This is a genomic window from Thauera sp. WH-2 (assembly GCF_048321015.1).
Taxonomy (GTDB): domain Bacteria; phylum Pseudomonadota; class Gammaproteobacteria; order Burkholderiales; family Rhodocyclaceae; genus Thauera.
Genome location: NZ_JBLWFG010000001.1, coordinates 580927 through 605622 on the forward strand (window position 1 = coordinate 580927; position 24696 = coordinate 605622).

25 protein-coding genes and 1 tRNA gene are annotated in these 24696 nt (G+C 66.1%); 11 read left to right on the plus strand and 15 right to left on the minus strand.

Features of this window, described 5'->3' with window-relative positions:
• Positions 1–56 precede the first annotated feature (56 nt).
• Both ACNKW1_RS02805 and ACNKW1_RS02810 read left to right on the plus strand, forming a co-directional pair.
• Positions 57–446, plus strand: a complete 390-nt coding sequence (locus ACNKW1_RS02805) for an ectoine synthase (protein ID WP_418363068.1) — start codon at positions 57–59, stop codon at positions 444–446.
• Between the two features lie 411 nt (positions 447–857).
• Complete coding sequence (locus ACNKW1_RS02810) at positions 858–1448, plus strand: phytanoyl-CoA dioxygenase family protein (protein WP_418363069.1); 591 nt, start codon at positions 858–860, stop codon at positions 1446–1448.
• 136 nt (positions 1449–1584) lie between these two features.
• Here ACNKW1_RS02810 and arfB read toward each other — a convergent pair whose 3' ends face one another.
• The 3 genes from arfB to ACNKW1_RS02825 form a co-directional block, all read right to left on the minus strand.
• Complete coding sequence (gene arfB, locus ACNKW1_RS02815; protein ID WP_418363070.1) at positions 1585–1989, minus strand: alternative ribosome rescue aminoacyl-tRNA hydrolase ArfB; 405 nt, start codon at positions 1987–1989, stop codon at positions 1585–1587.
• Positions 1990–2020: 31 nt separating this feature from the next.
• Entirely contained in the window at positions 2021–2632 is a 612-nt protein-coding gene (locus tag ACNKW1_RS02820; RefSeq protein WP_418363071.1) for a PolC-type DNA polymerase III, read from the minus strand.
• A gap of 343 nt (positions 2633–2975) precedes the next feature.
• Positions 2976–3069 (minus strand) — tRNA-Ser (locus ACNKW1_RS02825).
• 501 nt (positions 3070–3570) lie between these two features.
• On the opposite strand from ACNKW1_RS02825, the gene ACNKW1_RS02830 reads away from it, so the two are divergent.
• A complete protein-coding gene (locus ACNKW1_RS02830; RefSeq protein ID WP_418363072.1) occupies positions 3571–3864 on the plus strand; it encodes a helix-turn-helix domain-containing protein in 294 nt (97 codons plus the stop codon).
• Between the two features lie 21 nt (positions 3865–3885).
• Here ACNKW1_RS02830 and ACNKW1_RS02835 read toward each other — a convergent pair whose 3' ends face one another.
• Positions 3886–4764: a radical SAM protein gene (locus ACNKW1_RS02835; RefSeq protein ID WP_418363073.1), complete on the minus strand. Its 879-nt coding sequence runs from the start codon at positions 4762–4764 to the stop codon at positions 3886–3888.
• A 99-nt stretch (positions 4765–4863) separates the two neighbouring features.
• On the opposite strand from ACNKW1_RS02835, the gene queD reads away from it, so the two are divergent.
• Positions 4864–5310: a 6-carboxytetrahydropterin synthase QueD gene (queD, locus tag ACNKW1_RS02840; protein ID WP_418363074.1), complete on the plus strand. Its 447-nt coding sequence runs from the start codon at positions 4864–4866 to the stop codon at positions 5308–5310.
• 108 nt (positions 5311–5418) lie between these two features.
• Here queD and ACNKW1_RS02845 read toward each other — a convergent pair whose 3' ends face one another.
• The 5 genes from ACNKW1_RS02845 to ACNKW1_RS02865 are packed head-to-tail and all read right to left on the minus strand — an operon-like array spanning position 5419 to position 9514.
• Complete coding sequence (locus ACNKW1_RS02845; protein ID WP_418363075.1) at positions 5419–6003, minus strand: phospholipase D family protein; 585 nt, start codon at positions 6001–6003, stop codon at positions 5419–5421.
• 28 nt (positions 6004–6031) lie between these two features.
• Positions 6032–7330, minus strand: a complete 1299-nt coding sequence (locus tag ACNKW1_RS02850) for an RsmB/NOP family class I SAM-dependent RNA methyltransferase (protein ID WP_418363076.1) — start codon at positions 7328–7330, stop codon at positions 6032–6034.
• A 1-nt stretch (position 7331) separates the two neighbouring features.
• Positions 7332–8072 (minus strand): DUF3108 domain-containing protein, encoded by a 741-nt coding sequence (locus tag ACNKW1_RS02855; RefSeq protein WP_418363077.1) that lies wholly within the window; start codon positions 8070–8072, stop codon positions 7332–7334.
• On the minus strand, positions 8069–8719 hold the full coding sequence (purN, locus tag ACNKW1_RS02860) for a phosphoribosylglycinamide formyltransferase (protein WP_418363078.1): 651 nt from the start codon (positions 8717–8719) through the stop codon (positions 8069–8071). The genes ACNKW1_RS02855 and purN overlap by 4 nt, the downstream gene beginning before the upstream one ends.
• A gap of 54 nt (positions 8720–8773) precedes the next feature.
• Complete coding sequence (locus ACNKW1_RS02865; RefSeq protein ID WP_418363079.1) at positions 8774–9514, minus strand: hypothetical protein; 741 nt, start codon at positions 9512–9514, stop codon at positions 8774–8776.
• Between the two features lie 109 nt (positions 9515–9623).
• On the opposite strand from ACNKW1_RS02865, the gene mutL reads away from it, so the two are divergent.
• On the plus strand, positions 9624–11477 hold the full coding sequence (gene mutL / locus ACNKW1_RS02870; RefSeq protein ID WP_418363080.1) for a DNA mismatch repair endonuclease MutL: 1854 nt from the start codon (positions 9624–9626) through the stop codon (positions 11475–11477).
• Between the two features lie 66 nt (positions 11478–11543).
• Here mutL and ACNKW1_RS02875 read toward each other — a convergent pair whose 3' ends face one another.
• Positions 11544–12122 (minus strand): YqaA family protein, encoded by a 579-nt coding sequence (locus ACNKW1_RS02875; RefSeq protein WP_418363081.1) that lies wholly within the window; start codon positions 12120–12122, stop codon positions 11544–11546.
• A 239-nt stretch (positions 12123–12361) separates the two neighbouring features.
• On the opposite strand from ACNKW1_RS02875, the gene ACNKW1_RS02880 reads away from it, so the two are divergent.
• The 6 genes from ACNKW1_RS02880 to ACNKW1_RS02905 all read left to right on the plus strand — a co-directional run bounded on the left by ACNKW1_RS02880 (position 12362) and on the right by ACNKW1_RS02905 (position 17683).
• The gene (locus ACNKW1_RS02880; RefSeq protein ID WP_418363082.1) at positions 12362–14098 is read left to right on the plus strand and encodes a diguanylate cyclase domain-containing protein; all 1737 of its coding nucleotides are present in this window, start codon (positions 12362–12364) and stop codon (positions 14096–14098) included.
• A 274-nt stretch (positions 14099–14372) separates the two neighbouring features.
• Positions 14373–15071, plus strand: coding sequence for a hypothetical protein (locus tag ACNKW1_RS02885; RefSeq protein ID WP_418363083.1), 699 nt, complete (start codon positions 14373–14375; stop codon positions 15069–15071).
• The gene (locus tag ACNKW1_RS02890) at positions 15068–15637 is read left to right on the plus strand and encodes a FlgO family outer membrane protein (RefSeq protein ID WP_418363084.1); all 570 of its coding nucleotides are present in this window, start codon (positions 15068–15070) and stop codon (positions 15635–15637) included. The genes ACNKW1_RS02885 and ACNKW1_RS02890 overlap by 4 nt, the downstream gene beginning before the upstream one ends.
• A gap of 169 nt (positions 15638–15806) precedes the next feature.
• Complete coding sequence (gene miaA / locus ACNKW1_RS02895) at positions 15807–16787, plus strand: tRNA (adenosine(37)-N6)-dimethylallyltransferase MiaA (RefSeq protein ID WP_418363085.1); 981 nt, start codon at positions 15807–15809, stop codon at positions 16785–16787.
• A gap of 10 nt (positions 16788–16797) precedes the next feature.
• A complete protein-coding gene (locus ACNKW1_RS02900; protein WP_418363086.1) occupies positions 16798–17343 on the plus strand; it encodes a DUF1415 domain-containing protein in 546 nt (181 codons plus the stop codon).
• A gap of 118 nt (positions 17344–17461) precedes the next feature.
• Positions 17462–17683: a YdcH family protein gene (locus ACNKW1_RS02905; protein ID WP_418363087.1), complete on the plus strand. Its 222-nt coding sequence runs from the start codon at positions 17462–17464 to the stop codon at positions 17681–17683.
• Between the two features lie 62 nt (positions 17684–17745).
• Here the strand turns inward: ACNKW1_RS02905 and ACNKW1_RS02910 are convergent, their stop codons facing one another.
• The 5 genes from ACNKW1_RS02910 to ACNKW1_RS02930 all read right to left on the minus strand — a co-directional run bounded on the left by ACNKW1_RS02910 (position 17746) and on the right by ACNKW1_RS02930 (position 24616).
• Positions 17746–20817: an efflux RND transporter permease subunit gene (locus ACNKW1_RS02910; protein WP_418363088.1), complete on the minus strand. Its 3072-nt coding sequence runs from the start codon at positions 20815–20817 to the stop codon at positions 17746–17748.
• Between the two features lie 3 nt (positions 20818–20820).
• Positions 20821–21954, minus strand: coding sequence for an efflux RND transporter periplasmic adaptor subunit (locus tag ACNKW1_RS02915; RefSeq protein ID WP_418363089.1), 1134 nt, complete (start codon positions 21952–21954; stop codon positions 20821–20823).
• A 120-nt stretch (positions 21955–22074) separates the two neighbouring features.
• Positions 22075–22539: a VOC family protein gene (locus ACNKW1_RS02920; RefSeq protein ID WP_418363090.1), complete on the minus strand. Its 465-nt coding sequence runs from the start codon at positions 22537–22539 to the stop codon at positions 22075–22077.
• Between the two features lie 99 nt (positions 22540–22638).
• Positions 22639–23157 (minus strand): hypothetical protein, encoded by a 519-nt coding sequence (locus ACNKW1_RS02925; protein WP_418363091.1) that lies wholly within the window; start codon positions 23155–23157, stop codon positions 22639–22641.
• A gap of 4 nt (positions 23158–23161) precedes the next feature.
• Positions 23162–24616: a PLP-dependent aminotransferase family protein gene (locus ACNKW1_RS02930; protein WP_418363352.1), complete on the minus strand. Its 1455-nt coding sequence runs from the start codon at positions 24614–24616 to the stop codon at positions 23162–23164.
• Positions 24617–24696: the final 80 nt, after the last annotated feature.

The window sequence follows — 24696 nt, forward strand, 5'->3', positions numbered from 1 at the left end:
TTCACCTACCGCGCCCCGTAAAGAACGGGGTGCACCGTACCTACGAGGAAGCTCCAATGATCGTGAAGCATCTGGACGACGTCATCGGCACCGCCGCCGACGTGGATACCGAAGGCTGGAACAGCCGTCGCCTGATCTACAAGGATGCCGGCGTCGGCTATTCGTTGAACGACACCATCATCAAACCAGGCACCGAGCATGAGTTCGAGTACAGGAACCACCTCGAGACGGTGTACTGCATCGAAGGCGAAGGCGAGATCACCGACCTCGCCACCGGCGTGACCCACGCCATCCGCCCCGGCACCCTGTACTGCCTGAACCGGCACGACCGCCACATCCTGCGCGCCAACAAGGGCAGCCACATGCGCATGGTGTGCGTGTTCAATCCACCGCTGACCGGGCGCGAGGTGCATGACCAGACGGGCGCGTATGCGCTCGCCGACTGAGAGGATGGGCAGCGCCATGATGGACATGACCGCCATGAGCACCGCCCAGCCTGCGCTGCAAAGTCCGCGCGCCGACGACCGCTACCCTTCGCGCTTCGAGTCCGAGGCCGATGTCGGCCTGCGCCTGGATCCGGTGGTCTACCCGCACACCGGCGCGGGTCCGCTGAGCGCGGAAGCACTACGTTTCTACGAAGAAAACGGCTACCTGCACTTCGACGAGCTGCTCGATGTCGGTGAGGTGCAGGCCTGCCTGGATGAGCTAGGGCGCCTGCGTGCCGACGATTCGATCAAGGATCGCAATGAAGCGGTGATCGAGCCCGGCAGCAGGGAATTGCGCTCGATCTTCGCCGTGCATCGCAGCAGCGCCGTGCTCGCACGCATCGCCAACCACCCCAGGCAATCGCCGAGCAGTTGCTCGGCAGCCAGGTGTACATCCACCAGTCGCGCGTCAACTACAAGGGCGGCTTTCGCGGCCAGGCGTTCTACTGGCATTCCGACTTCGAGACCTGGCATGAGGAGGACGGCATCCCCGCCATGCGCATGGTGAGCTGCTCGATCGCACTTACGGCCAACACGCCCCATAACGGCCCGCTGATGATCATTCCCGGATCGCACCAGCGCTATGTGCGCTGCGTGGGCGCGACGCCCGAGAACCACTACAAGGTCTCGCTCAGGCAGCAGGACATCGGCGTGCCCGACGAGGCGAGCCTGAGCCAGCTCGTCGAGGACGGCGGCATTGTCGCGCCGACCGGGCCGGCGGGCTCGGTCACGTTCTTCGAGTGCAACGTGATGCATGGCTCCAGTTCGAACATCACCCCCTTGCCCCGCAGCAACGTGTTCATGGTGTTCAACAGCGTGCACAACACGCCGGCCGCCCCCTTCTGCGGACTGGAGCCACGTCCCAACTTCATCGCCGAACGGGAGGACTTCACCCCCGTGGGGCAAGGGACTGACGGGGGCGACCCCTGCGACGCGGAGGCCAGGGCTCTCACGCCAGCCTGAAGCGCCGCGTTTGCATCGGTGATGCCGAAAAGCAGGCCGGCGTTGGAACTGGCCCGATCGATGATGGACGAGTGCGCACGCCTGCTGGACGCTGATTGATGCGAGGTGCTGACTGAGCCTCGACGGGACAAGCCGATCAGTCACTCACCCTTCCGCGCGTGGCCTTGATCGACGCCCGCCGCGCTTTCCCCTCCAGTCTGCGGGCGACCGACGCACGCGTTGGCCGGGTCGCACGACGCGCCTTCGGGGGCGCGGCCACACACTCGATCAACTCTTCCAGCCGGCGCAGCGCCTCGGTGCGGCTCTTCTCCAGGCTGCGAAACTTCTGCGCCTTGATGATCACCACGCCCTCCTTGCTGATCCGATGGTCGTGCAGGGCGAGCAGTCGCGTGCGGATGTCCTCGGGCAGGCTCGATGCCGCGATGTCGAAGCGCAGATGCACGGCGTTCGACACCTTGTTGACGTTCTGGCCGCCCGCACCCTGCGCGCGGATCGCGGTGATCTCGATTTCGTCGGGCGGGAGTGTGAAGCGGATCGTCATCTCTCAGCCCCGGCGCCCCGTCGCACAGGCATCAGCATCCCCGGGCAGCGGCCAGGCATCTCGGCAGCTGCGCCTTCGACGCGCGCTGGATCTGCCGCAGCAGTGCGACCGACACCCTGGGCACCTGATGCCGGCGCCGCAGCTCATCCTCGAGCCGCAGCAGCAGGCTCGCGGCCATCTCGGCATCGGCCAGCGCGCGGTGGTAGCGCCCGGCGACCGGCAGGCTGGCGTACTCGACCAACGCGCCGAGCTTGTGACTGGGCGCGAGCGGCAGCAGACGCCGGGACAGCAGCAGCGAGCATACGAAGTCCTGCTTCCTGCTGCGCTGGATCCGTGCCAGCTCCGCGTCCCAGAACTTGGCGTCGAACGAAGCGTTGTGGGCGACGATCGGCATGCCGCCGACGAAATCGAACACCTCACGCATCACCTCGCCCGCCGAAGGTGCGCTGCGGACCATGGCGTTCGTGATCCCGGTCAGCGCCTCGATGTAGGCGGGAATCCGCACGCCCGCGTTCATCAGGCTCTGATAGCGGTCGACCACACGACCGTCCTCCACGATGACCGCTGCGATCTCCGTGGCGCGATCACCCTGCGCGGGAGACAGCCCCGTAGTCTCGAAATCAATGACTGCGACCGCTTCCATACTCCGCACTGTCCTATCGTACGTGGCGCATGGGGGCATGCGCACCTTGGCGACCGGGCTGGATTATAGGCAGGGTCGCCAGCACCCGACGACCCCGCATTGCTTGCTGCGCCTGTGGCCTGCGCCTTGACAACCCAAACCCATCTCCGATTTAACCCGTTCATCGCGCCGATTTGAAGTTCAGCTTGCGGGCGCGTAATAGATGCAGCTAGAGCAGCCACATCAGCATGTGGCCCTACGCAACCCCGGGGTTAGCAGCCGCCGAGTGGCAACTCAAGTGGAGACTCGCCAGAAAACGAAAAACCCGCAAAGCCAGTGGCAGTGCGGGTTTCAGCGTTTTGTCTGGCGGAGACGGAGGGATTCGAACCCTCGATGCGAGTTTTAGCCCGCATGCTCCCTTAGCAGGGGAGTGCCTTCGACCTCTCGGCCACGTCTCCATCAGGAAGGCGCGATCATAGCGAGTTCAGTTCTGCCGGTCAAACACTGATCGAGCGCTTGCTCCAGCCGCGGCTACGACCATCACTCCCTACCCGCAAGCAGACCGTCCCCACCGGAAAGCGCGCGCCCAAGCCGCCACCCGCCGTGTTGGCATCGTGCGACTCGAAGAACCAGCACGCCTCCGGATGAGGCCGCAGAACACCAGGCTGCGCTTCAGAGCACCAGACTGAACCAACCGTGCCAATGTCCTATCAAAGCACTTACCAACCACCGCGCGAGTTTATCCAAACCACAAACTTCCAGGACGGATGAGAATCTGCGTAAGGCGAATTGGATATGCTATTTCAAATTTCACATAAACGCGAAATTCGAAAATGCATTTTGAAAGATTGCTGACCTATACTGCATGCACTCTATGACTTTGGTCATAGATTCAGATCTAGTCCGCGCAGAAGCGCGTAGCTCCGACCCGGGTCGGAGAATTTTTCGAGGGCCCCGTAATGAAAGCAACAGAGAAACTTGATGTTCGTGAAATTCGCCGCAAACTTGGATTGAACCAGTCGCAGTTCTGGTCAAAGATCGGCGTGACGCAAAGCGGCGGTTCCCGCTACGAGAGCGGGCGCAACATTCCCCGTCCCGTTCAGGCGTTGCTTCGCCTCGTTCATGTCGAGCAGGTCGACATCGAGAAGGTCAAGCGCGACGACATGGAAGTGGCCGAGTACCTCAAGGCCAGCAATCCGGAGCTGTACAAGTCGCTGAAGAAGGAAGCGCGCGCGAAACGCAAGGAGCGCTGAGCGCCGGCACGCGGGATCGCATCAGGGGCTGACACGAACAGTCAGCCCCTTCTGTCGTATACGCTCGGCGATCTGCTCGATCTCTGCCTCGCTGAGGCGGGCGACATGCACGGCCTCCGGTTGCCGGGACGGGCGTGCCACGCCGTACAGCAGCACCCCTTTCAGGCGTGCGATCCCGGCCTGAGCGAGCACATCCAGATACGCATCCAGCTCGGCCTCCTCAGGCGCTGCACCGTCCCAGCGGAACACGCAGGTCTGCACCCAGGTCGGGCAGAGCTCCGCGCACCGTGCCAGATTCCGTGCCACGGCTGCAGGTTCAAGGCGCACCCCGTTGATGCGTTCGATTCCGGCAGTCGTACCCGCGTCGACCTTGAACCACACCTCCCCGCCACCGGCGCCCAGCCTGCGCACGCCGTCCTGAACCCGCGCCTGCGCCAGCAGACTGCCGTTGGTGATCAGCCGCACGGGCACCGCATCGGCAGCAAGTCCGAACGCATCGCGAACGCGAAGCACCCGGTCCACCGCCTCGGCAAAGACCTCCGCACTCGTCGGTTCGCCATTGCCCGAAAAGGCGATGTCTCGAATGACGCGCGAGCCTTCGGGCACGAAGCGCTCCATCCAGTCCCCATGGATCAGGTCTGCCAGGAATCCGGAGAGTTCGTGCTCGAGGAGTAAAAGATCGATGTCGGGCGCCTTGCCGCGCACCAAGTCCGGCACCTGGCAATAGGCACAGTGCCAGTTGCAGGCGTTGTTGGGGTTAAGGTTGATGCCAACCGACACCCCTCCAGCACGACGCGAGAGCACGGGATAAACGTAGGTCAGCCCGGCAAGGTCCCGGTCGTGCTGGCTGACCTTGAGTGTATCGAGCGTTCCAGGCGGAATGGAATGTGCAGAATTCATCGTTTTGTCAGACACTTGCGGAAACCACGCGTGGAAACCACGCGACGCCAGTGGGCAGGCGGCGCGTTATAATCTGCGCCCCTTCCGGAGAGCCAAGCCATGCGCATCACCCGCCGCCTCGAATTCGACGCCGGACACCGCATTCCCGATCATGCCAGCCAGTGCCGGCACCTTCACGGCCACCGCTATGCGCTGGAGGTGACCCTTTCGGGCAGCATCATCAAGGCCGATGGGGCACCGGTCAACGGCATGGTGATGGATTTCGCCGACGTCAAACGTATTGCCAACGAACTCGTCGTCTCGCGCTGGGATCATGCCTTCCTCGCCTACCGTGGCGACAGCATAGTGATCGAGTTCCTCGCAAGCATGCCCGGGCACAAGACCATCGTTCTGGATGTGGTCCCGACGGCCGAGAACCTCGCAGCCGAAGCCTTCCGCATTCTGGAACCTGCCTATCACGACGTCTACGGAAACGATCTGCGCCTCGAGCGCGTGCGCCTGTACGAAACGCCCAACTGCTGGGCCGACGCCGAGCGCGAATGCTGAAGCCGGGTAACTGAGGTCACGGGGTAACGCCAACGCCTCGCAGCCAGGCTGCACATGCACGCCGACGGTCACATCAGGGCTTTAACGCCAGGCCTGCGCGCCCTCGGTTCAGGGCTTCCAGGGCAGCGCACGAATCGGTGTCGCATCGGCCCTGTGGCGCCGCCAGTTGTCACGATAAGCGCGCGCAAGCGGGCAATGTTCGCGCACGATCAGAATGTTCTCGGCATTACGGTTGCGCGCCGACCACGTGAAATTGTACGAACCGGTGAGCACCGCACAATCCGGCCCTTCGGCATCCACAATCAACACCTTGTTGTGCGCCGCGCTGTATGCAGTCTCGAAGGCGACGGGCACCCCGGCCGCGAGCAGACGGCCAATGGCATTGCCCTTTTCCCGCCGGTTCATCTGCGCATCGGCCAGGACTTCGACCTTCACTCCACGGTGATGCGCAGCCACCATCGCGTCAGCGATGCTGCGGCTTGTGAAGGCGTAAGCATGCACAAGCAGACTCTTGCGCGCATCCTGGACAAGCCCGATGAGCACCTTTTCTGCATCGTCGCGCGGTGAGAACGCCAGCTCGATCTCACCTTCGGCCGCAAAACGCTGGCTCGCATGCGAGGCCTGCAGGCCGATCGCGAGCAGCACGCAGGCGACGAGGCGGACCGAAGACCGGCCCCGACCAGCTGCCGTCACCCGCGTTCTCCTGCTCGTCCGCGGCGAATCAGGCGCCCTCACTGCGCTCGAACACTGCAGCGAAAAAGCCATCGGTGTCATGAACGTGGGGCAGCAGACGCAGGCGTTCGCCGGTTTCGATCTCCACACCCTGACGGGCGAGGATCTCCTGCGCCGAAAGGGCACGGAAGCCGGGATGCGCGGTGAGGAAGGCATCGGCGATGGCGTCGTTCTCTTCGGCGAGCAGGCTGCAGGTCGCATAGACGAGCCGGCCGCCGGGACGCACGAGGCGCGCAGCCGCTGCGAGGATCGATGCCTGCTTGGACGTCATCTCCGCGACCGCGGCGGGCGACTGCCGCCACTTCAGGTCGGGGTTGCGGCGTAGCGTGCCCAGGCCGGTACAGGGCGCATCGACCAGCACGCGGTCGGCCTTGCCCGCAAGCCGCTTCACCTTCGCGTCGGCCTCGTGCGCAATCAGCACCGGATGCACGTTCGACAGGCCTGCGCGCGCCATGCGGGGTTTGAGCTTCGCAAGGCGCTTTTCCGAAACGTCCAGCGCATACAGCCTGCCGGTGGAGCGCATCATTGCGCCCAGTTGCAGCGTCTTGCCCCCCGCTCCGGCGCAGAAATCCACCACCAACTCGCCACGGCGAGGCTGCACCAGCAAACCCAGCAACTGGCTACCCTCGTCCTGTACCTCGAAGCCCCCCTCGAGAAACAGCGGGTGCTTCTGCAAGGCCGGCTTGCCCGCCAACCGGATCGCTTGCGGCGACAGCCTGCCGGGCGCTGCGGCAACCCCCTCCGACTGCAGCCGCGCCAGCACCTGATCCCGATCGGCTTTCAGCAGGTTCACGCGCAGATCGAGCGGAGCGGCCCGGTTCAGGCCATGGGCCAGCGCAACCAGTTCTTCCTCCCCCATCTGCACGGCAAGACGATCGGCCAGCCAGTCCGGCAGATCCGCACGTTCGGCCAGCGAAAGCGCACCCACCTCGGCCGCCTTCACTGCAGCGACCCAATCCCGCTCGGTGGGACTGACCAAGCCTTCGAAATTGCGCAGCGGCCAGCCCTCACCCCGCGCAAACCACGCCAGCAGCAGCATGCGCGGGGTGGCCTCCTCGCCGGCAAGACGGCGCAGCCAACGCAGCCGGCGCAACACGCCATACACCGCCTCGGCGATAAAGCCCCGGTCGCGGTGCCCCAACTCGCGGTTCTCGCGAAAATGGCGCGATAGCACCGCATCGGCTGGATGCTCGAAGCCGAGCACCGCCCCCAGCGCCTGTGCGGCATGAATGAACAGGGGGCGGGATACCGCCCCCTCGGCTGCCTTGGTCTTGATCGTCTTGCTCATTTCAGTTCTTTTCCGGTTTCTGCGCTGCCACACCAAGTTCGACGCGCACGGCGCGCTGGTCCAGGACACCGCCCTTCTCGTCCTCGATGCGGATGCGGACCGGCAGCATGCCGTGCCGCGGGGACAGCCAGATGTTGATGTCCAGTTCGCCTTGCTCCGCCCAGGCATGGACGCGCACGGTGTCGACCTCGCCCATCGCAAGCTTCAGGCGCTCGGTGCCGGCTGGCTCAAGCTTAGCCTGCTTGATGCTCTTGTTTGTCACCACGGTCAGATGGACGGCTTCACCACGCTCGGCAACGCGGCGCGCCTGGTGCCACAGGCTCAGCACATCCTGGTCGCCAGCGCGTATGGTGCCGCTCTTTCGCTCCTGCCCGTCGCGGCGGACGCTGACCCGCCCCTGCGACCAGTCGAAGAGCGCACTCTCGGGCTTGCGCCCACGCTGTTCCACGCTGAAGAGCTCTGGCTTGAGCCCATTGCCATCACGCGTTCCGGTGCTGCGCTGCGCATACTCAAGCCCGAACAGCCCGGCGAGCCCCTTCGCCTCCAGCGTGAGTGAAAGCTCGTACCGGACACCATCGTACTTCCATACATGGCGAGCCTCTCCGACCTTGAAACCCTGCGACCCGTAATGCACGTCGAACAAGATCCTGCCCGCTGGCGGTGCTGCGCTCACGGCCACTGCGGGCACCACGAACAGCAATGCAAACACTGTGGAAAACACGCGCAGGATCCGCACGATCATGCCGCCCCCTCCGGCGCCGGCACGAGGAGCGCCACATCCGCACTTTCCGGCAGCCCGCGGACCTCGACCCGGTTCCCCCGCACCGCGAGCCGGTCCTCGACGAACCAACGGACTGCCTGGGGATAGATGCGATGCTCCTGGGCCAGCACACGTGCGGACAACGCGGCTTCGTCATCCCCGTCCAGCACCGGAACTGCGGCCTGGATCACGATAGGTCCATCATCGAGCTCGGCGGTGACGAAGTGCACCGTCGCGCCATGCACCCGCACCCCGGTTTCCAGCGCGCGCCGGTGTGTGTGCAGGCCCGGGAAGGAAGGTAGCAGCGAGGGGTGGATGTTGAGCAGACGCCCTTCGTAGCGGCGCACGAAGCCGTCGGTCAGCACGCGCATGAAACCGGCCAGTACCACGAGGTCGGGCGCATGCGCATCGATGCATGCGGCGAGCGCAGCATCGAAGGCGGCGCGGTCGGCAAAGGCGGTGTGGTCGACCACTTCGGCGGCAATTCCATGTGCCTGGGCGAACGCCAACCCGCCCGCGCCGGGACGGTTGCTGATGACCGCGGAAATCTGTGCGCCCGGGATGCCGGCACGCACGATCGCTTCCATGTTGCTGCCGCGGCCAGAGATCAGAATGACGATGGACTTCATTGCGAATTGGAAAGGGAAGGATATAAGGGCAAGACGCTCGCTTTGCCCGGGCGTTCAGTAAACAGGCAGGAATACCGCCGTCGCGAGGTTCTGCACCACGCGCGTGACCGTGCGGTCGGTTTCTTCCTCGACGACATCGGCGAGCGCATCGAGCAGGCCGATGATGCGGCCGAACTCGCGCTCGAAGCTCAGGTTCGACAGCTCGCCCATCTCGTTCGAGAGCAGCAGCAGGTGCCCCTGGGCATCCCGGGCATTGGCCAGCTTCCAGGCCACGATCTCGACGTTGCGGGCCGCATTGTAGATGTGCTGGGGCTCCAGATCATCCAGCATGTAGAAACTTTCCCGGTCGCCGAGCGCAGCCTGCACCATGCTGGCAAGCCCCACAGCCAGCGCCTGCACGCGATCGCCGCGATAATCCGGGTGCAGCGCGACGTGCATGGCATCGATGTCGCGCCGGTAGCCGATGGACGCAAAGCGCCAGCGATGCTTCTGCTCGAAGATGCGGACCACCGCCGCCTCCATGCTGCCGGTGTCGCTCTTGCGCCATTCGCCCGGATTGCGCCGGTAAAGCTTCTCGGTGAGCCGGCGCACGCTGGCCAGCACGTGCACCTGATGGGTTTCCGCAACGCGATTGATGTCCGTCTTGGCAAGCTGGCGCAGATCGAAGCCGGCGCTTCGCATCAGCGTAGGCGCGGTGCCCGGTGAGGAGCAGGCCATCAGCAAGATGCCGACGAGCGACAGCGCAAGCCACCGGCCGCAACCGCCCTCCGCCCCCAAAACTGCGGCCTCGCTCATCTCCATCCCCCTGCGCCACAACCTCTTGCCGCGATCATAACCCGGACCAGCTGATCAGACCGCAGCCGGGGCCCCGTATAATGCCGGGCCGATCGTGCCGGACGCGCTCATGCCCCATATCCATCGCCTTCCCGACCTGCTCGTCAACCAGATCGCCGCCGGCGAAGTGGTCGAACGTCCCGCCTCGGTGCTCAAGGAAGTGCTCGAGAACGCAGTCGATGCGGGTGCGCGAACCCTGGAAGTTCAGCTCGAACAGGGCGGCGTGCGCCGCATCCGTGTGGCGGACGACGGCTGCGGCATCCCCCACGATGAACTGGCGCTCGCGCTCGAGCGCCACGCTACCAGCAAGATCTCCAGCCTGGACGATCTCGAGCGCGTCGGCACCATGGGCTTCCGCGGCGAAGCACTCGCCGCCATCGCCGCGGTCGCACGCACCAGCATCACCAGCCGGGCGCAAGGCGCAACCCATGCCTGGCGCATCGACGCCGGCCGCAGCGAGCCGGAGCCGGCCGCACTCGACCAGGGGACCGTGGTCGATGTCGCCGACCTGTATTACAACACGCCGGCACGGCGCAAGTTCCTCAAGACCGAAGGCACCGAGTTCGCCCACTGCGACGAGATGTTCCGCCGCATCGCACTCGCCCGCCCGGACCTCGGCCTGCAACTGACGCACAACGGACGCGTGATCCATCGCCTGCCGCCGGCACCGGCCGCCACACGCCTCGCGGCACTGATGGGCGACGACTTCATTCGCAACGCGCGTGCACTCGACGCCGACGCCGGCCCCCTGCGGGTCAGCGGTTTCGTGTCGCTGCCCGCCTACTCGCGCGCGAGCCGCGACGCGCAGTACTTCTTTGTCAATGGCCGCTTCGTTCGCGACAAGTTGCTCACCCATGCGGTGCGCGAGGCCTATGCCGACATCCTGCACGGCAGCCGCCACCCTGCCTACGTCCTGTTCCTCTCCATGGATCCCGCCGGGGTGGATGTGAACGTGCATCCAGCGAAGATCGAGGTACGCTTCCGCGAAGCACGCGCGGTGCACCAGTTCGTCTACCACGCACTCAAACGCGCACTCGCAGAGAGCGGCGCGGGGCGGCCCCAGGGCCTCACGGACGAAGCCGGTTCCGACCTGAGCGGGCAGTCTCCGACGGGTGTAGCAGCGCACCCGATTTCCGCCCCGCGGGCGGGCATGCAAGCGGCCTGGCCGCCCGCCCGCGCCCATCAGGGCAGTCTCGCCATGGAGCCTGCCAGCCGCAGCTACCTCGACTTCGCGCTGGGCGCGCGCCCGGATGCCTTGGCGCGGTCGAGCCCGCCTCCGGCAGGCTCCGTCTCCACCACTTCCACGAGCGACACCACCGCGCCGGCCGGTGCCCCCGGTGCTGCACCGCCGCTGGGCTTCGCGCTGGGCCAGCTGCATGGGGTCTACATCCTGGCGCAGAACGCGTCCGGGCTGGTTCTCGTGGATATGCACGCCGCGCACGAACGCATCCTGTACGAGCAGCTCAAGACCGTGCTGGATGGCCGGCCTGCGGTACAACGCCTGCTGATTCCAGCAGTGTTCTCCGTCAGCGCAAAAGACATGGCCGCGGCCGAAGAGTGCAGCGAAGTGCTGGCCGGCATGGGCTTCGACATCGGCGCAGCCGGACCGCAGGAGTTGGCGGTACGCAGCGTTCCTGCGCTGCTCGCACGCGCGCCAGTCGCCGAACTCGTGCGCGAATTGCTGCAGGAGTTACGCGACTTTCCCGCCACCGAGGTCGTCACCGCACGGCGCAATGAGTTGCTCGCCACCATGGCCTGCCACGGCGCGGTGCGCGCGAACCGCCAGCTCAGCCTCCCCGAGATGAACGCCCTGCTGCGCGACATGGAAGCGACCGAGCGCGCCGACCAATGCAACCACGGCCGTCCCACCTGGACGCAGTTCAGCATGGCGGAGCTGGACCGCTTTTTCATGCGCGGACAATAAGGCAGACAGCGAGGCAGGGACCAAGGCAGGCACCACCCCGATCGCGGAGCGCCGCTTGCGCCGCGCTCAGGCGCGATAGACCAGCACCCCCGCCACCACGAGCACAACCGTCGCCCAGCCCAGACGGTCGACATACGTGCGCAGCGCCGCTTCCATGCGCGCACCGCCCCAGGCCATCAGGCCGGCGACCAGAAAGAAGCGGGCGCCCCGACCCACCATGGATGCGAGCGTGAACGGCAGCAAGGCCATGCCCGCCACGCCGCCCGCGATCGTGAACACCTTGTAGGGAATCGGCGAAAAGCCCGCCACGAAGATCGCCCAGAAGCCCCAGTGCTCGAACCACGCAACCGCCTGCTCGTAGGCGCTCCAGTAGTGGCTCGTCCTCAGCCACGGCTCAACCAGATCGAAAGCGTAATGGCCGATCAGGTAGCCGAACAGCCCCCCCAGCACCGACGTCACCGTGGTGAGTAAGGCGAACCACCAGGCCCGCCGCGGTTCCGCCAGGCTCATCGGCGCGAGCATCACGTCCGGCGGGATCGGAAAGAAGGAGGACTCGGCAAAGCTCAGGACACCGAGAAACCAAGGCGCACGACGATGGCGCGACCACGACATCGCCCGTTCATACAGCGGAGAGAAGATCTTCAAAACACGGCCCCGAAGGATGCGCACCGGCCTCGGCCCGGATGCGAAGGTGCCGAATGATAACCGCAAGCACCCGCCCCCGTGCGCGGACATACTCTGTGCTCGACTCCACGGCAGACGAGGTCCGCACGCACGGAAAGAGCACCCGTCGCCGCAGTTCAACGACGTTTCACGACAATCCGTGGTTGCAGCATCCGCAGCAACCGATGACAATCCCTCCGCCATATTCTCTGCGACTCACGATGGAACAACGCCGCATTCGCCGCACGTCGCTTCGCGTCGTGCTCATCGTCCCGTACGTCGTTCTCGTACTCGGGCTGGCGCTGGCCATCGGCCTGCTCTCCTACGACACGGGCCGACGCGCCGTCTCCACCGTATCGGAACAGTTGCTGCTCGAGGTCGTGGGGCGCATCGCACAGGCAGTCGACCGCCACATCGTCGGTTCCGGTGCAGTCCTCGAGACGGCGTTCCCGCAGGGCTTGCCTGCACCCGCAGAGATCCAGGAGGATTTCCACGAACTGCGCGCACGCTTGTGGATCGCCACCGCCATCCACACCGACCCGAACAACTACGTCTACTACGGCAACGAGATGGGCCAAGGGATCGGCCTGTATCGGCACAACGGGGAAGACGTCGAGTTGCGCATGAAGCTCAAGGCGGACGAACACCGTGCGATCTATCGCTTCAGCGGGATCGACGGCCCGCTCGAATTCATACGCCGCGAAAAGAACCTCTTCGACCCACGCACCCGTCCGTGGTACACCGACGGACGCGACTCTTCCTCCGACACCTGGACTTCCGTCTACATCGACTTCGGCACGCTGCAACTGGTCGCGACCCGTGCCCGTAGCGTCCCGACCCCGGGAGGCGTCTTTGCAGGCGTGGTCGCGACGGACGTGTCGCTCAAGGCGCTCAACGACTTCGTGTCACGGCTGACAGTCTCCCCCAACGGCGTCGCCTTCATCATCGAACCCGATGGCAATCTGATCGCATCCTCCGCCAGCGAAAACGTGATCACCCTGCCCGACGGCACGCACGGACGCATCGCTGCGAGCGAGAGCACACATCCGCTCGTCAAGGCGAGCTATCAGACGGTACGCGAACGCATCGAAAACCGCACCGACGAACGGCTACCGCGAGTGTTCGAGTTCACCGACCACTCCGGCAGCCTCATCTACGCGGCGTTCGATCGGGTCCAGGACAACGCAGGGCTGGACTGGATCACCGTGGTTGCGATGCCGGCCAGCGACTACCTTGGCGGCGTCTTCGAGAACGTACGCCGCACCGTCGCCCTCGCTGCGCTTGCTGTGGCCGTCGCCATCGCCATCGGGCTATCGATCCTGGGCTGGGTATCGCGCGACCTGCGACTGCTGTCCGCGATTGCCGGGCGGGTGGGCGATGGGGACCTGAACAGCCCGGTGAACATCGATCGCAGCGACGAGATCGGCGAACTAGCACGCAACTTCGAGCGCATGCAGGAACGCCTGCGCACCGACCGCCTTACCGGCCTCGCCAACCGCGAGGCGCTGGTCCAGGGCTTGCAGCGTCGCATCACGGACATCCGCGACGACCGCCGCCACCCCCACCTCGGCGTGTTGTTCATCGACCTGAACCGGTTCAAGGAAATCAACGACTCGCACGGACACGAGGTGGGCGACCGCGTCCTGAAGGAGATCGCCGCCCGCTTGAAGCAGGCGGTGCGAAGCGAGGACCTGGTCGCGCGCTATGCGGGCGACGAGTTCGTCATCCTCGTCGACCGGGTGCCTGATCGCGAAACGCTCGAAAGCGTCCGTGCGCACATCGACACGGTACTCAGCCAGCCCCTTCATGTCGATGCGCTGCCAAGCATCCTGGCCGGGGGCGCAACCGGCTGCGCGCTCTACCCCGACGACGGCGACAGCGCTGAAGGCCTGCTGCGCCACGCCGACCACGCGATGTACGCCAACAAGCAGGGACGACGCCAGGAGGCCAGCGACTGACGCCGGCTTGTCCCCAGCCAGCGTGAACAGCGACCGGGATAAGCTGTGGACAAGTCATCCAACTCCCTGTCGTGTAAGCGTTCCTCTGCAGCGCCTGTTTTTTGTGCAGCTCGGACCCCGGAACTATTTCGCATTCTTCAGCACGCTGAAATTGAAGCCTGGCGTGCGTTCTGTTAGCTTCCGGGTAGCGCGTAACAAGCAGTTTCAATAACAAGCCACGCCTGCGTCATGAATGGAAATGACAAAGGCAATTCGATTGCGGAGATCCCATTCAATGAAGAAATGCCTCACCGCCGCTGCGGTTGCAGCCACAGCCCTGCTGGCGACCGCATGCGCCACGCCCTTCGCTCCTGCGCCACTGGCGACCAACTTTGAAACAAGCAAACAGCACAAGCTGCAGGCAGCGGCGCACTGGAACGCAATTGCCAAGGACGTGGCCGCAAAGCTCTCCGCCCGCCTCCCCGAGAACACCCCACTTTTCGTCAACCAGCACGCTGACGCATCCCCCTTCGAGCGTGCCTTCACGAGCCAGCTCATCACTGCCCTGATCGACGGCGGACATGCCCTGATGCGCTCTCCCGAGGGTGCGCTTCGCGTTGGCGTAGAAACCCAGGCCGTGCCCTTCTCTGCGGACCGGCCCCAGTACCGTCATGCTGGCACTGCAACGACGCTGGGCGCAGGTCTGTGGGTGCTCTACGACATTGTCGAGTACGCGTCCAACGGCCCGGCAAAGGCCGCGCTGCTCGCACTGGGCGGTGCGGATGCCCATGCGTGGTTCCAATCCGAGTTCGCGGACGGCACTACACCGTCCATGGAAATCATCGTCAATACAACGGTCAGCGACGCGAATCGTCACATCGCGCGCAACACCAGCGTCTATTACGTTGCCGACGCAGACCAAAGCCTCTACCTGTCGCGCGACGAAAGACCGAAGCCCATCATGAAGACCTTCCAGGTCGTGGGAGGAGAATGATGCTGATGCGCAAACCCCTCCTTGCCGCGCTCGCGGGCGCCGTTGCCCTGTCTGCCACTGGCTGCGCCACCAACGCGGTCAATGCGCGCCAGGACCTGACCTGGGAACAGGCCGCGGCCAATCCGCTCATTCCTGCCAATTACGCTGCTGCAAGCAAGCTGCTTGGCAGCCTGCAGGGACAACTCGCTAAGGACCAGCCGCTGATCGTCGCCACAGTGGTAAACATTGACGCACTCGACCGCTCGTCGACGCTGGGCCGGGTAATATCGGAACAGGTTTCGGCACGCTTCACGCATGCTGGCTACCGTATGATCGAGATGAAGTTTCGCAATAACGTTTATATGGCCCGCGACCAGGGCGAACTGATGCTCACCCGCGAGATCCGCGACATCGCGAGCTCGCACAACGCCCAGGCTGTTATTGTTGGCACCTATGCACAAAGCAGCGAGATGGTGTTCGTTAACCTCAAGGTGATCCAGCCCGAGACCAACGTCGCACTCGCCGTGCACGACTACGCACTGCCGCTCGACGGCATGACGCGCTCAATGCTCAAAGCCAACCGCTGATCCCCTGCAGGACCGCAGCGCAAGGGGGCGCGCCCGAATGGGCCCGCCCCTTTCATTTACGGCACGCCCGGCGCTTTGGGGGATAATCCCGCCCACGCCCACTCTTCGCCGCACCGTGTCCCAGCCTGCTCCTTCCGCGCACACCGATCTCATCTCCGAAGCCCGCCCCGTGGCCAAACGGGACGCCGGTCGCCTGCCCCCCGCCCTGTTGCTGCTCGGCCCGACCGCCAGTGGCAAGACGGCCTGCGCACTCACGCTTGCACGCGCATTGCCGGTGGAGATCATCAGCGTGGACTCCGCGCTGGTCTATCGCGACATGGACATCGGCACCGCCAAGCCGAGCGCGGCCGAGCGCGCGGAGTGCCCGCACCACCTGATCGACGTAGTGACGCCCGAAGCGTGCTATTCCGCGGCGCGTTTTCGCGCCGACGCAATACGGCTGATGGGCGAAATCTCCGCCCGCGGCCGCATCCCCCTGCTGGCAGGCGGCACGATGCTCTACTTCAAGGCCCTGCACGACGGCCTCTCCGACCTGCCCGCCGCCGACCCCGCCTTGCGCCACGTAATCGACCAGGAGGCCGCCGAGCGCGGCTGGCCGGCCCTGCATGCCGAGCTTGCCCGCCTCGACCCCGCAGCCGCTGAACGGCTGGAGCCGGGCGACGCGCAGCGCATCCAGCGCGCACTCGAGATCGTCCGCCTCACTGGTCGTCCGCTTGCGGAGAGCTATGCCCGAAAAGAGGACGACGCCCTGCCCTGTCGCCTGCTGCCGATCGCGCTCGCCCCCGCCGACCGCAGCGTGCTGCATGCGCGCATCGCCGACCGCTTCGACGCCATGCTGCACGCGGGCTTCATCGACGAGGTGCGCCAGCTGCGTGCCCGCTACCGGCTCGACCCTGCCCTGCCCTCGATGCGCTGCGTAGGCTATCGTCAGGCATGGGAATACCTCGACGGTAAAATCGGCTACGACGAACTGCGCTTCAAGGGCATCGCCGCCACGCGCCAGCTCGCCAAGCGACAACTCACCTGGCAACGCCAGTTCCGCGAAACCTGGCCAGCGCTCGAAGAGCTGGACTGTCTGCGCCCCGACCTTCCCCAGGCCGTACTGAACGCCGCGCTGCGGCACCTGCCCCCCCCGGCCCCCACCACCTGAAGGAACCCCCATGGACGAACAGATCATCGCCGACATCGAGCAGTGGCTCGACCAAGTCGTCATCGGCCTGGACCTCTGCCCCTTCGCCGCCCGGCCGCGGCGCGAGAAGCGCGTGCGCATCGCGGTCAGCCACGCACGAAACGCCGAGGTCCTGCTGGACGACCTCCAGGCCGAACTCGAGCACCTCGCCGACACTCCGGTGGAGGCACTCGAGACCACCCTGCTCGCCATCCCGGACATGCTCGGGGACTTCGCCGAGTACAACGACTTCCTCGACGCGGTCGACCTGTGGATGGAGCAGTTCGGCTGGGAGGGCGAGCTGCAGGTGGCGAGCTTCCATCCTCAGTACCAGTTCGCGGATACCGAGGCGGACGACCCCGGCAACCTCACCAACCGGTCGCCCTGGCCCTTGCTGCACATCATCCGCGAGGAAAGCCTGGAGAAGGCGATCGAGCATTATCCCGACATTGAGGGCATCCCCGAGCGCAATGTCGAGCGCATGAAAACGCTCAGCCCAGAGGAGCGCGCCCGGCTGTTCCCGTATCTGTTCGGCTGAGCAGCGCTCGAAACGGGGGCGGCCGCGCTGGCCGCGCACCCAAAGCGGGAGTAGACTGGGTTCAAGCGCAGGTTCAGCCATTTCATGCTTTTTGCAACCCTGAACGCAGGAGCCTTCCATGTTCCCCGAATACCGCGACCTGATCACCCGTCTCAAGCATCACGACCGCCACTTCACCCAGCTCTTCGAGAAGCACAATGAGCTGGATGAGAAGGTGCACAATATCGAAACCCACATCGTGCCGGCCAGCGACGTGGAGCTCGAAGTCATGAAGAAGGAAAAGCTGCTGATCAAGGATCAGATCTACGCGTACCTGAAGAGGGTCGCCGCCGAAAGCTGATCGCCAACTCCGCACGATGAAGAACCCCGCCAGCGCGGCTCGTGCGGCGGGGTTCTTTGTTTTCAGGCAGCGACGCCCTGCGCGACCTCGGCAGGCGCCTCGCGCTCGCGCCGTGCCAGTAGGGTATAGACGGTAGGCACCACGAAGAGCGTGAAGAAGGTGCCGATCAGAAGGCCGCCGACGATCACCCAGCCGATCTGCTGGCGGCTCTCGGCGCCGGCGCCGGTGGCCAGCGCGAGCGGCACCGAGCCGAGCACCATGGCGCCGGTCGTCATCAGGATCGGGCGCAGGCGCAGCACCGAGGCCTCGACCACCGCCTCGCGCAGTTCGCGGCCCTGCTCGCGCAGCTGGTTGGCGAATTCGACGATCAGGATGCCGTGCTTGGTGATCAGGCCCACCAGCGTGACCAGGCCGATCTGGCTGTACACGTTGAGCGTGCCGCCGGTCAGCCACAGCGCGCCGAGCGCGCCGGTCATCGACAGCGGCACCGTGAGCATGATGATGAACGGGTCGCGGAAGCTCTCGAACTGCGCCGCCAGCACCAGGTAGATGAAGGCGAGCGCGAGCAGGAACACCAGCGCCAGGCTCTCCGAGCTGGTCTTGAACTCGCGCGACTGGCCGTCGTAGTCGGTGCTGTAGCCCGGCGGCAGGATGCGCGCGGCCGTGTCGTCCATCCACTGCAAGGCCTCGCCCAGGGCATAGCCCGGCGCCAGGTTGGCCGAGATCGTCACCGCGCGACGCTGGCCGAAGTGGTTGAGTTCGCGGGGCGCCACGCGCTCGCTCACCTTCACCACGCTGGTTAGCGGCACCATCTCGCCGTTGCGCGCCCGCACGTAGATGTCGCGGATGTCGCGCGGGTCGCGGCGAGCGTCCTCGGCGACCTGCACGATCACGTCATACTGCTCGGCATCTTCCTTGTAGCGCGTGACCTGGCGGCCGCCGAGCATGCTCTCGAGCGTACGCGCAATCGCATCCACCGCCACGCCAAGGTCAGCGGCACGGTCGCGATCGACCTCCACCGCCAGTTCGGGCATGGTCAGCTTCAGGTTGGTGTCGGGCGACAGAAAGCCCGGGTTGTCACCCATCGCATCCAGGAAGGCGTCGGACACGCGGGCGAGTTCGTCGTAGCTGTCCGAGGTCGCGATCACGTAGCTCACCGGCCGCGAGCGCACGCTCTGGCCGAGCGATGCGGGCAGGATCGGAAAGGCGTTCACCCCCGCCACCGCGCGCAACTTGGGTTGCAGGTCGGCGGAGATCTCGTTGGCCGTGCGGGTACGGTCCTCCCAGTCCGTGAAGCCGACGAAGGAGATGCCCTGCGAGACGGTCGGGTTGCCCGCGATCACCATGTAGCGGTCGACCTCGGGCAGGCCGGCGTAGATGTCCTCGATCTCGGCCGCATAGCGCGCCATGTAGTCGAGCGTGGCGCCCTCCGGCCCGGTGAACATGCCGATCACGCGGCCGCGGTCTTCCAGCGGCGCGAGCTCGGTCTTGAGCTGGCCCATCAGCCACACCGAACTGCCGGCGACGAGCGCGAACACCAGCATCACCAGCCAGCGCGCCTTCAGCGCCGCTGCAAGCACGCCGCGGTAGCCGGCGGTGAGCCCCGACAGCAGGCGCTCGATACTGTTGTAGATCACGCCGTGCTTCGGCTCGTGGCGCAGCAGCTTCGAGCACATCATCGGCGACAGCGACAGCGCCACGAAGCCCGACACCAGCACCGCCCCTGCCAGCGTGAGCGCGAACTCGGTAAACAGCTTGCCGGTGCGCCCGGTCATGAAGGCCACCGGCGCGTACACCGCCGCGAGCGTGATCGTCATCGCCACGATCGCGAAGCCGATCTCCTTGGCACCCTTGAAGGCTGCGGCCACCGGCGCCATCCCCTCCTCGATGTGGCGGTAGATGTTCTCCAGCATCACGATCGCGTCGTCCACCACCAGGCCGATCGCCAGCACCAGCGCGAGCAGCGTAAGCGTGTTGATCGAGAAGCCGAGCACCAGCATCAGCGTGAAGGCGCCCACCAGCGACACCGGGATGGTCACCAGCGGCACCAGCATCGCGCGCCAGTTGCGCAGGAAGAACAGGCACACCGCAGCCACCAGCAGCACCGCCTCCCAGATGGTGGAGAACACCGCGTCGATCGAACGCTCGATGAACACCGTGGTGTCGTTGGCGATCTTCATCGACATGCCCTCGGGCAACTCGCTCTCCAGGCGCGGCAGCATCTCGTCCAGCCCACGCTTGAGGTCGAGCGGGTTGGCGGTCGATTGCTTGATCAGGCCCAGCGACACCGCCGGCCGCCCCATGAAGCGAACCGAGGTACGCTCGCTCTCGGGCGCGATCTCCACCCGGCCGACGTCGCGGACGCGCACCGGATAGGCATCGGCGCCGGCACCCTGACGCAGAACGATGGCCTCGAACTGCGCCGGTTCGGTGAGGTCGGTCTGCGCCACCACGGCAAACTCGCGCGCGCGGCTCTCGATGCGGCCGGCGGGCAGCTCCACGTTCTGGCGCCGGATCGCATCCTCCACGTCCTGCACCGTGAGTCCGAAGGCGGCGAGACGGTCGCGATCGAGCCAGATCCGCATCGAGGCGCGCCGCTCGCCGTACAGGCGCGCGTCGGCCGCGCCGGGCAGGGTCTGCATGCGCGGCTTGATGATGCGGTTGGCGAAGTCACTGATCTCCATCGGCGAGTGGCGGTCGGACGAGAACGCCACCCAGATGATCGGGCTGGCATCGGCCTCGACCTTCGCGATCACCGGCTCGTCGATGTCGTCGGGCAGGCGCTGGCGCACGCGCGACACACGGTCGCGCACGTCAGCCGCGGCCGAATCGGCGTCGCGCTCGACGCGGAAGCGCACCGTGATCTGGCTGCGCTCCTGGCGGCTGATCGAGGACAGCACATCCACGCCCTCGATGCCGGCGAGCGAATCCTCCAGCGGTTTGGTGACCTGCGACTCGACGATCTCGGCGCTGGCGCCGCGGTAGCGCGTATCCACCGTGACCACCGGCTCGTCGATGTTGGGATATTCGCGTACCGTGAGGCGCGAGTAGGACATCAGGCCGATCAGCAGTACGAGCAGGGACAGCACGGTGGCGAACACCGGGCGGCGGATGCAGATATCGGAAATGACCATGGCTCAGTCCGCCCGCGGCGCCATGCCGGCCGCCGCCACCTTCACCTCGGCGCCATCGCGCAGCTTGAGCTGCCCGGCGGTGACCACCACCATGCCCGGCTGCAACCCATCGACGATCTCGACCATCGCGTCGCGGCGCTGGCCGGTGCGCACATTCACGCGCTGGACCTTGCCGTCAGCCACGCGATACACGAACTGCACGTCGCCCGGCGCCGGCACCAGCGCAGCCTCGGGCACCATGGCCACCTCGCCGCGCTCGGCCAGGATCAGCCGCACCCGCACGAACACGCCCGGGCGCAGCCGCATGTCAGGGTTGGGCAGGCTCGCGCGCAGGCGCACGGCGCGGCCCTCGGCATCGACCAGCGGGTCGATCGCCTCGACAGTGGCCGCAAAGCGCTCGCCCGGCAGCACGTCGCTGGAGAGTTCCAGCGTCTGCCCGGAGCGAACGCGATCGAGGTAGAGCTCGGGCAGGCGGAAATCCAGCTTCAGCGTGGCGATGTCCTCGAGGTTGATGAGCACATCACCATCCTTGACGAAGTCGCCGGGGCTCACGCTGCGGATGCCCACCACGCCGTCGAAGGGCGCGCGGATCTGCATGCGTGCCAGCCGCGCCTGCGCCAGCGCCACCCCCGCACGCGCCACCTCGAGCTTGGCGCGCGCATCGTCCAGGCTGCTGCGGCTGACGAACTTGCGCCCGAACAGATCCTGCGTGCGGCTGAAGTCGGCCTCGGCCAGGGTCAGGTTGGCGCGCGCCTGCTGCAGCTCGGCGCGCTGCACCGCGGCGTCGAGCTCGACCAGCACCTCGCCGCGCCGCACGGGCTCGCCGTCGCGAAAGTGGATCGCTTCGATCCGGCCCGATACCTCCGGGCGAAGCACGACGGACTCGTTGGAGACCAGCGAACCCACCGCGCTCACGTCGTCGTCGAGTACACGCACGCTCACCGCCTGCGTCTCCACCACGACCGGAGCAGCCTGCCCCGCGCCGCCGCCCCCTCCACCCCCTGCCCCGGCTGTCTTGACCTGGGCAGCGACAGGCTGCCCCGGGGCCGGCGTGCGATTCACATGCCAGGCATAGCCTCCCAGCGCGGCGAGTCCGACGAGGCTGAAAAGGGTGATGAGGGTTCGACTGGAGGGCATGGGCAACCGGATCGGAAGAAAGGGAGAGGCTCGTGAAGGAGCGCCAACGCGCTCACCGGCATGAGTTTAAGGACAAAACGCCCCCCTGTCCGGTTCCTCCCCGTTTCCCGGCAAGACGAGTCAATCGTCCGGCAGCGGCCATTTCGGGTTCCAGGCCACTTCCCACAGATGCCCGTCCGGATCCAGGAAGTACCCTGCATAGCCGCCCCAGAAGGTGTCGCGCGCCGGCTGCGTGATCCGCGCGCCGGCCGACGCGGCCTGCGCCAGCACAGCGTCCACGTCGGCACGGCCGGCGACGTTATGGCTGAGCGCGAACGCGGGCGCGCCTCCGTTTCCCCCGCCGCCCTGCACGCCATGGCAAGCACCGGGTGCCGCGTCCGCTAGGCCGGCATCGAGCGCCAGGCTCCCGCGCGCGAACAACGCCAGCTTCAGCGCGGGCTGAAGGTCGAAGAAAACCACTCCGCCATGCTCCGACGCCGCGCCGACGATACCTTCCGTCGGCCAGCCGAGTCCGTCGCGATAAAAGGCGAGCGCGCGCTCGAGCGCGTCCACGCCCAGGGTGATGACGCTGATGCGGGGCTTCATGTTCAATGTCCTCCTGTCTGTCGTGGATGCCTTGCTGCCATGAATGCCCGGCGGGCGCCGCCCGTCCGGGCCCCTGCTCCGCTGCCATCCATGCGGTGTTCAGTCCCTTGCACGCGCCAGCGACCAAAGCACCAGCAGACCGAATCCGATCAGCAGCACCCACTTCATCGTCGAGCAGGCGGTGGTGTACAGGTAGGTCTGCGGCGTACCGAAGCGCGGCATCTCGGTCAGCCACCAGTGAAAGGCGTTCTCCGCCGCATCGAAGCCCGCCGCCAGCGGCAGGCACAGGCGCGCGAACAGTTGCCCGCCGCGGCCGAGCAACGCAAAGACCCGTGTGTGCACCGCAAGCAGCCAGCCAAAGCTGCCGTAGGCCAGCAGGGTCACGAAATCGATCGGAAGATGGCTGCGATACCGCTCCAGGCCTTCTGGCGGCCATAGATGGACGATGGCACCGAAGGTTTGCGGGTGCCAGGCGAACTGCAATGCGATCGCACCCGGCCGAAGCGGCCACAGATAGCCCATCGTCCCGACGAAAAGGGTCGCCGCCAGCGCGCCGCTCACCCATAGCGCGCGCATCCGCACGGCGCTCGAATCCTGCCCACCCGCCACAACTGCCACGTCCTCACCCTCCTGCGACCACCGCCTTCAAGCGCCTTACCGCCTCAGCCACGTTGTCCTCATCGAGATTGCCGTAGCCCAGAACCAGCCCATTGCAATGCACCGGAGGCCTCGCATAGGCGGAGAGCGCCCGCACCCCGAGCCCGATGCGGCTGGCCCGCTCTGCGACCCCGCCGTCCGCAATCCGTTCCGGCAAGGTCATCACCAGATGCAGCCCCGCTTCTCCACCCGAGAGTTGTGCGCCCGGGCCGAACGCCTCCTGAAGAGCCAAGCGCAGCAGTGCCTGGCGACGACTGTAGAGCCCACGCATGCGGCGCAAATGACTGGTGTAGAAGCCGCGCTGGATGAAGTCGGCCAGCGCACGCTGCTCCACACCCTGCCCGGCTCGCGTGGCGTGTGCGGCCGCATGGATGAAATCGGGCGCAAGCCCTCGCGGCAGCACCAGGTAGCCCAATCGCAAGCCAGGATACAGCGTCTTGCTGAACGTCCCGACATACACCACGGGCGCGTCCGACTGCAGGCCGAACAGGGCGGGCGGTGCCGGTCCGGCACGCCGGAACTCGCTGTCGTAGTCATCCTCGACAATCCAGGCGCCTGCCCGGACAGCACGCTCGATCAGCGCCAAGCGTCGAGCCAGCGACATCACCGCCCCGGTGGGGTACTGGTGCGAGGGCGTGACGAGGATCAGTCTGGGCGGGTGCTGCCGCCAGTCCTGGTCGGTCGCGCACAGGCCCTCCGCGTCCAGTGCGACGTCGTGGATGCGCAAGCCTGCGAGCCCAAAAGCCACGCGCGCAGCAAGATAGCCCGGGTTCTCCGCCCACACGGTGTCGCCGTGGTCGGCGAGCAGGCGTGCGCACAGATCCAGCGCCATCTGCGAACCGCTGGTGATGAGAATCTGTCCAGCCTCCACCACCAGCCCCCGCACGCTGGTCAGGTGCGCAGCCAGCGCCTCGCGCAGCGCCGGATCTCCGCCTTGGGCGGCGTAGCCGAGTTGGCGCCAGCCGGCGTCCTTCCAGGCGCGCTCCAGGCAGGCCCGCCAGCTGTGGAAAGGAAAGGCACCGAAATCCGGCACTCCGGGGGAAAACGGCAGCGCTTCCGCGTCGCGCGCTGGCTCATGCTGTGTGGCAACGACTGCGCGTTGGGACAAGTCCGGGGTGGCCGCCCCGCCACGAGCGTTCATCCCCTCTCGTTCCTCTCGCCCCTCGCGCGCAGGCAGGCGCGCAACGCGCGTCCCCCGGCAGTCGGCGACCAGGCAGCCCTCGGCAACGAGCTGCTCATACGCGAACAGCACCGTATTACGCGCAATACCGAGCGTTGCGGCCAGGCGCCGACTCGCCGGCAGACGCGTGTCGGCGGGCAACCGCCCGCTGAGAACGGCTTCGCGCAGACGGAGGTAAAGGGCGCGCTGGCGGGGGAGCGAATCGCCGGCAAGCGGCGTCAACAGCCAGTCGAATTCCAGCATGGCTCCATGTTCTCGTGCTTTGGTGGCCCTACATAAGGTACCACCAAGCCCGTACGATCCGCTCATCGACAACCCAC

Coding starts and splice junctions, on each gene's coding strand:
- ACNKW1_RS02805 (WP_418363068.1), top strand. CDS start 57: ATGATCGTGAAGCATCTGGACGACGTCATCGGCACCGCCGCCGACGTG.
- arfB (WP_418363070.1), bottom strand. CDS start 1,989: ATGACGATCCGCTTCACACTCCCGCCCGACGAAATCGAGATCACCGCG.
- ACNKW1_RS02820 (WP_418363071.1), bottom strand. CDS start 2,632: ATGGAAGCGGTCGCAGTCATTGATTTCGAGACTACGGGGCTGTCTCCC.
- ACNKW1_RS02830 (WP_418363072.1), top strand. CDS start 3,571: ATGAAAGCAACAGAGAAACTTGATGTTCGTGAAATTCGCCGCAAACTT.
- ACNKW1_RS02835 (WP_418363073.1), bottom strand. CDS start 4,764: ATGAATTCTGCACATTCCATTCCGCCTGGAACGCTCGATACACTCAAG.
- queD (WP_418363074.1), top strand. CDS start 4,864: ATGCGCATCACCCGCCGCCTCGAATTCGACGCCGGACACCGCATTCCC.
- ACNKW1_RS02850 (WP_418363076.1), bottom strand. CDS start 7,330: ATGAGCAAGACGATCAAGACCAAGGCAGCCGAGGGGGCGGTATCCCGC.
- ACNKW1_RS02855 (WP_418363077.1), bottom strand. CDS start 8,072: ATGATCGTGCGGATCCTGCGCGTGTTTTCCACAGTGTTTGCATTGCTG.
- purN (WP_418363078.1), bottom strand. CDS start 8,719: ATGAAGTCCATCGTCATTCTGATCTCTGGCCGCGGCAGCAACATGGAA.
- ACNKW1_RS02865 (WP_418363079.1), bottom strand. CDS start 9,514: ATGAGCGAGGCCGCAGTTTTGGGGGCGGAGGGCGGTTGCGGCCGGTGG.
- mutL (WP_418363080.1), top strand. CDS start 9,624: ATGCCCCATATCCATCGCCTTCCCGACCTGCTCGTCAACCAGATCGCC.
- ACNKW1_RS02880 (WP_418363082.1), top strand. CDS start 12,362: ATGGAACAACGCCGCATTCGCCGCACGTCGCTTCGCGTCGTGCTCATC.
- ACNKW1_RS02885 (WP_418363083.1), top strand. CDS start 14,373: ATGAAGAAATGCCTCACCGCCGCTGCGGTTGCAGCCACAGCCCTGCTG.
- ACNKW1_RS02890 (WP_418363084.1), top strand. CDS start 15,068: ATGATGCTGATGCGCAAACCCCTCCTTGCCGCGCTCGCGGGCGCCGTT.
- ACNKW1_RS02900 (WP_418363086.1), top strand. CDS start 16,798: ATGGACGAACAGATCATCGCCGACATCGAGCAGTGGCTCGACCAAGTC.
- ACNKW1_RS02905 (WP_418363087.1), top strand. CDS start 17,462: ATGTTCCCCGAATACCGCGACCTGATCACCCGTCTCAAGCATCACGAC.
- ACNKW1_RS02910 (WP_418363088.1), bottom strand. CDS start 20,817: ATGGTCATTTCCGATATCTGCATCCGCCGCCCGGTGTTCGCCACCGTG.
- ACNKW1_RS02915 (WP_418363089.1), bottom strand. CDS start 21,954: ATGCCCTCCAGTCGAACCCTCATCACCCTTTTCAGCCTCGTCGGACTC.
- ACNKW1_RS02920 (WP_418363090.1), bottom strand. CDS start 22,539: ATGAAGCCCCGCATCAGCGTCATCACCCTGGGCGTGGACGCGCTCGAG.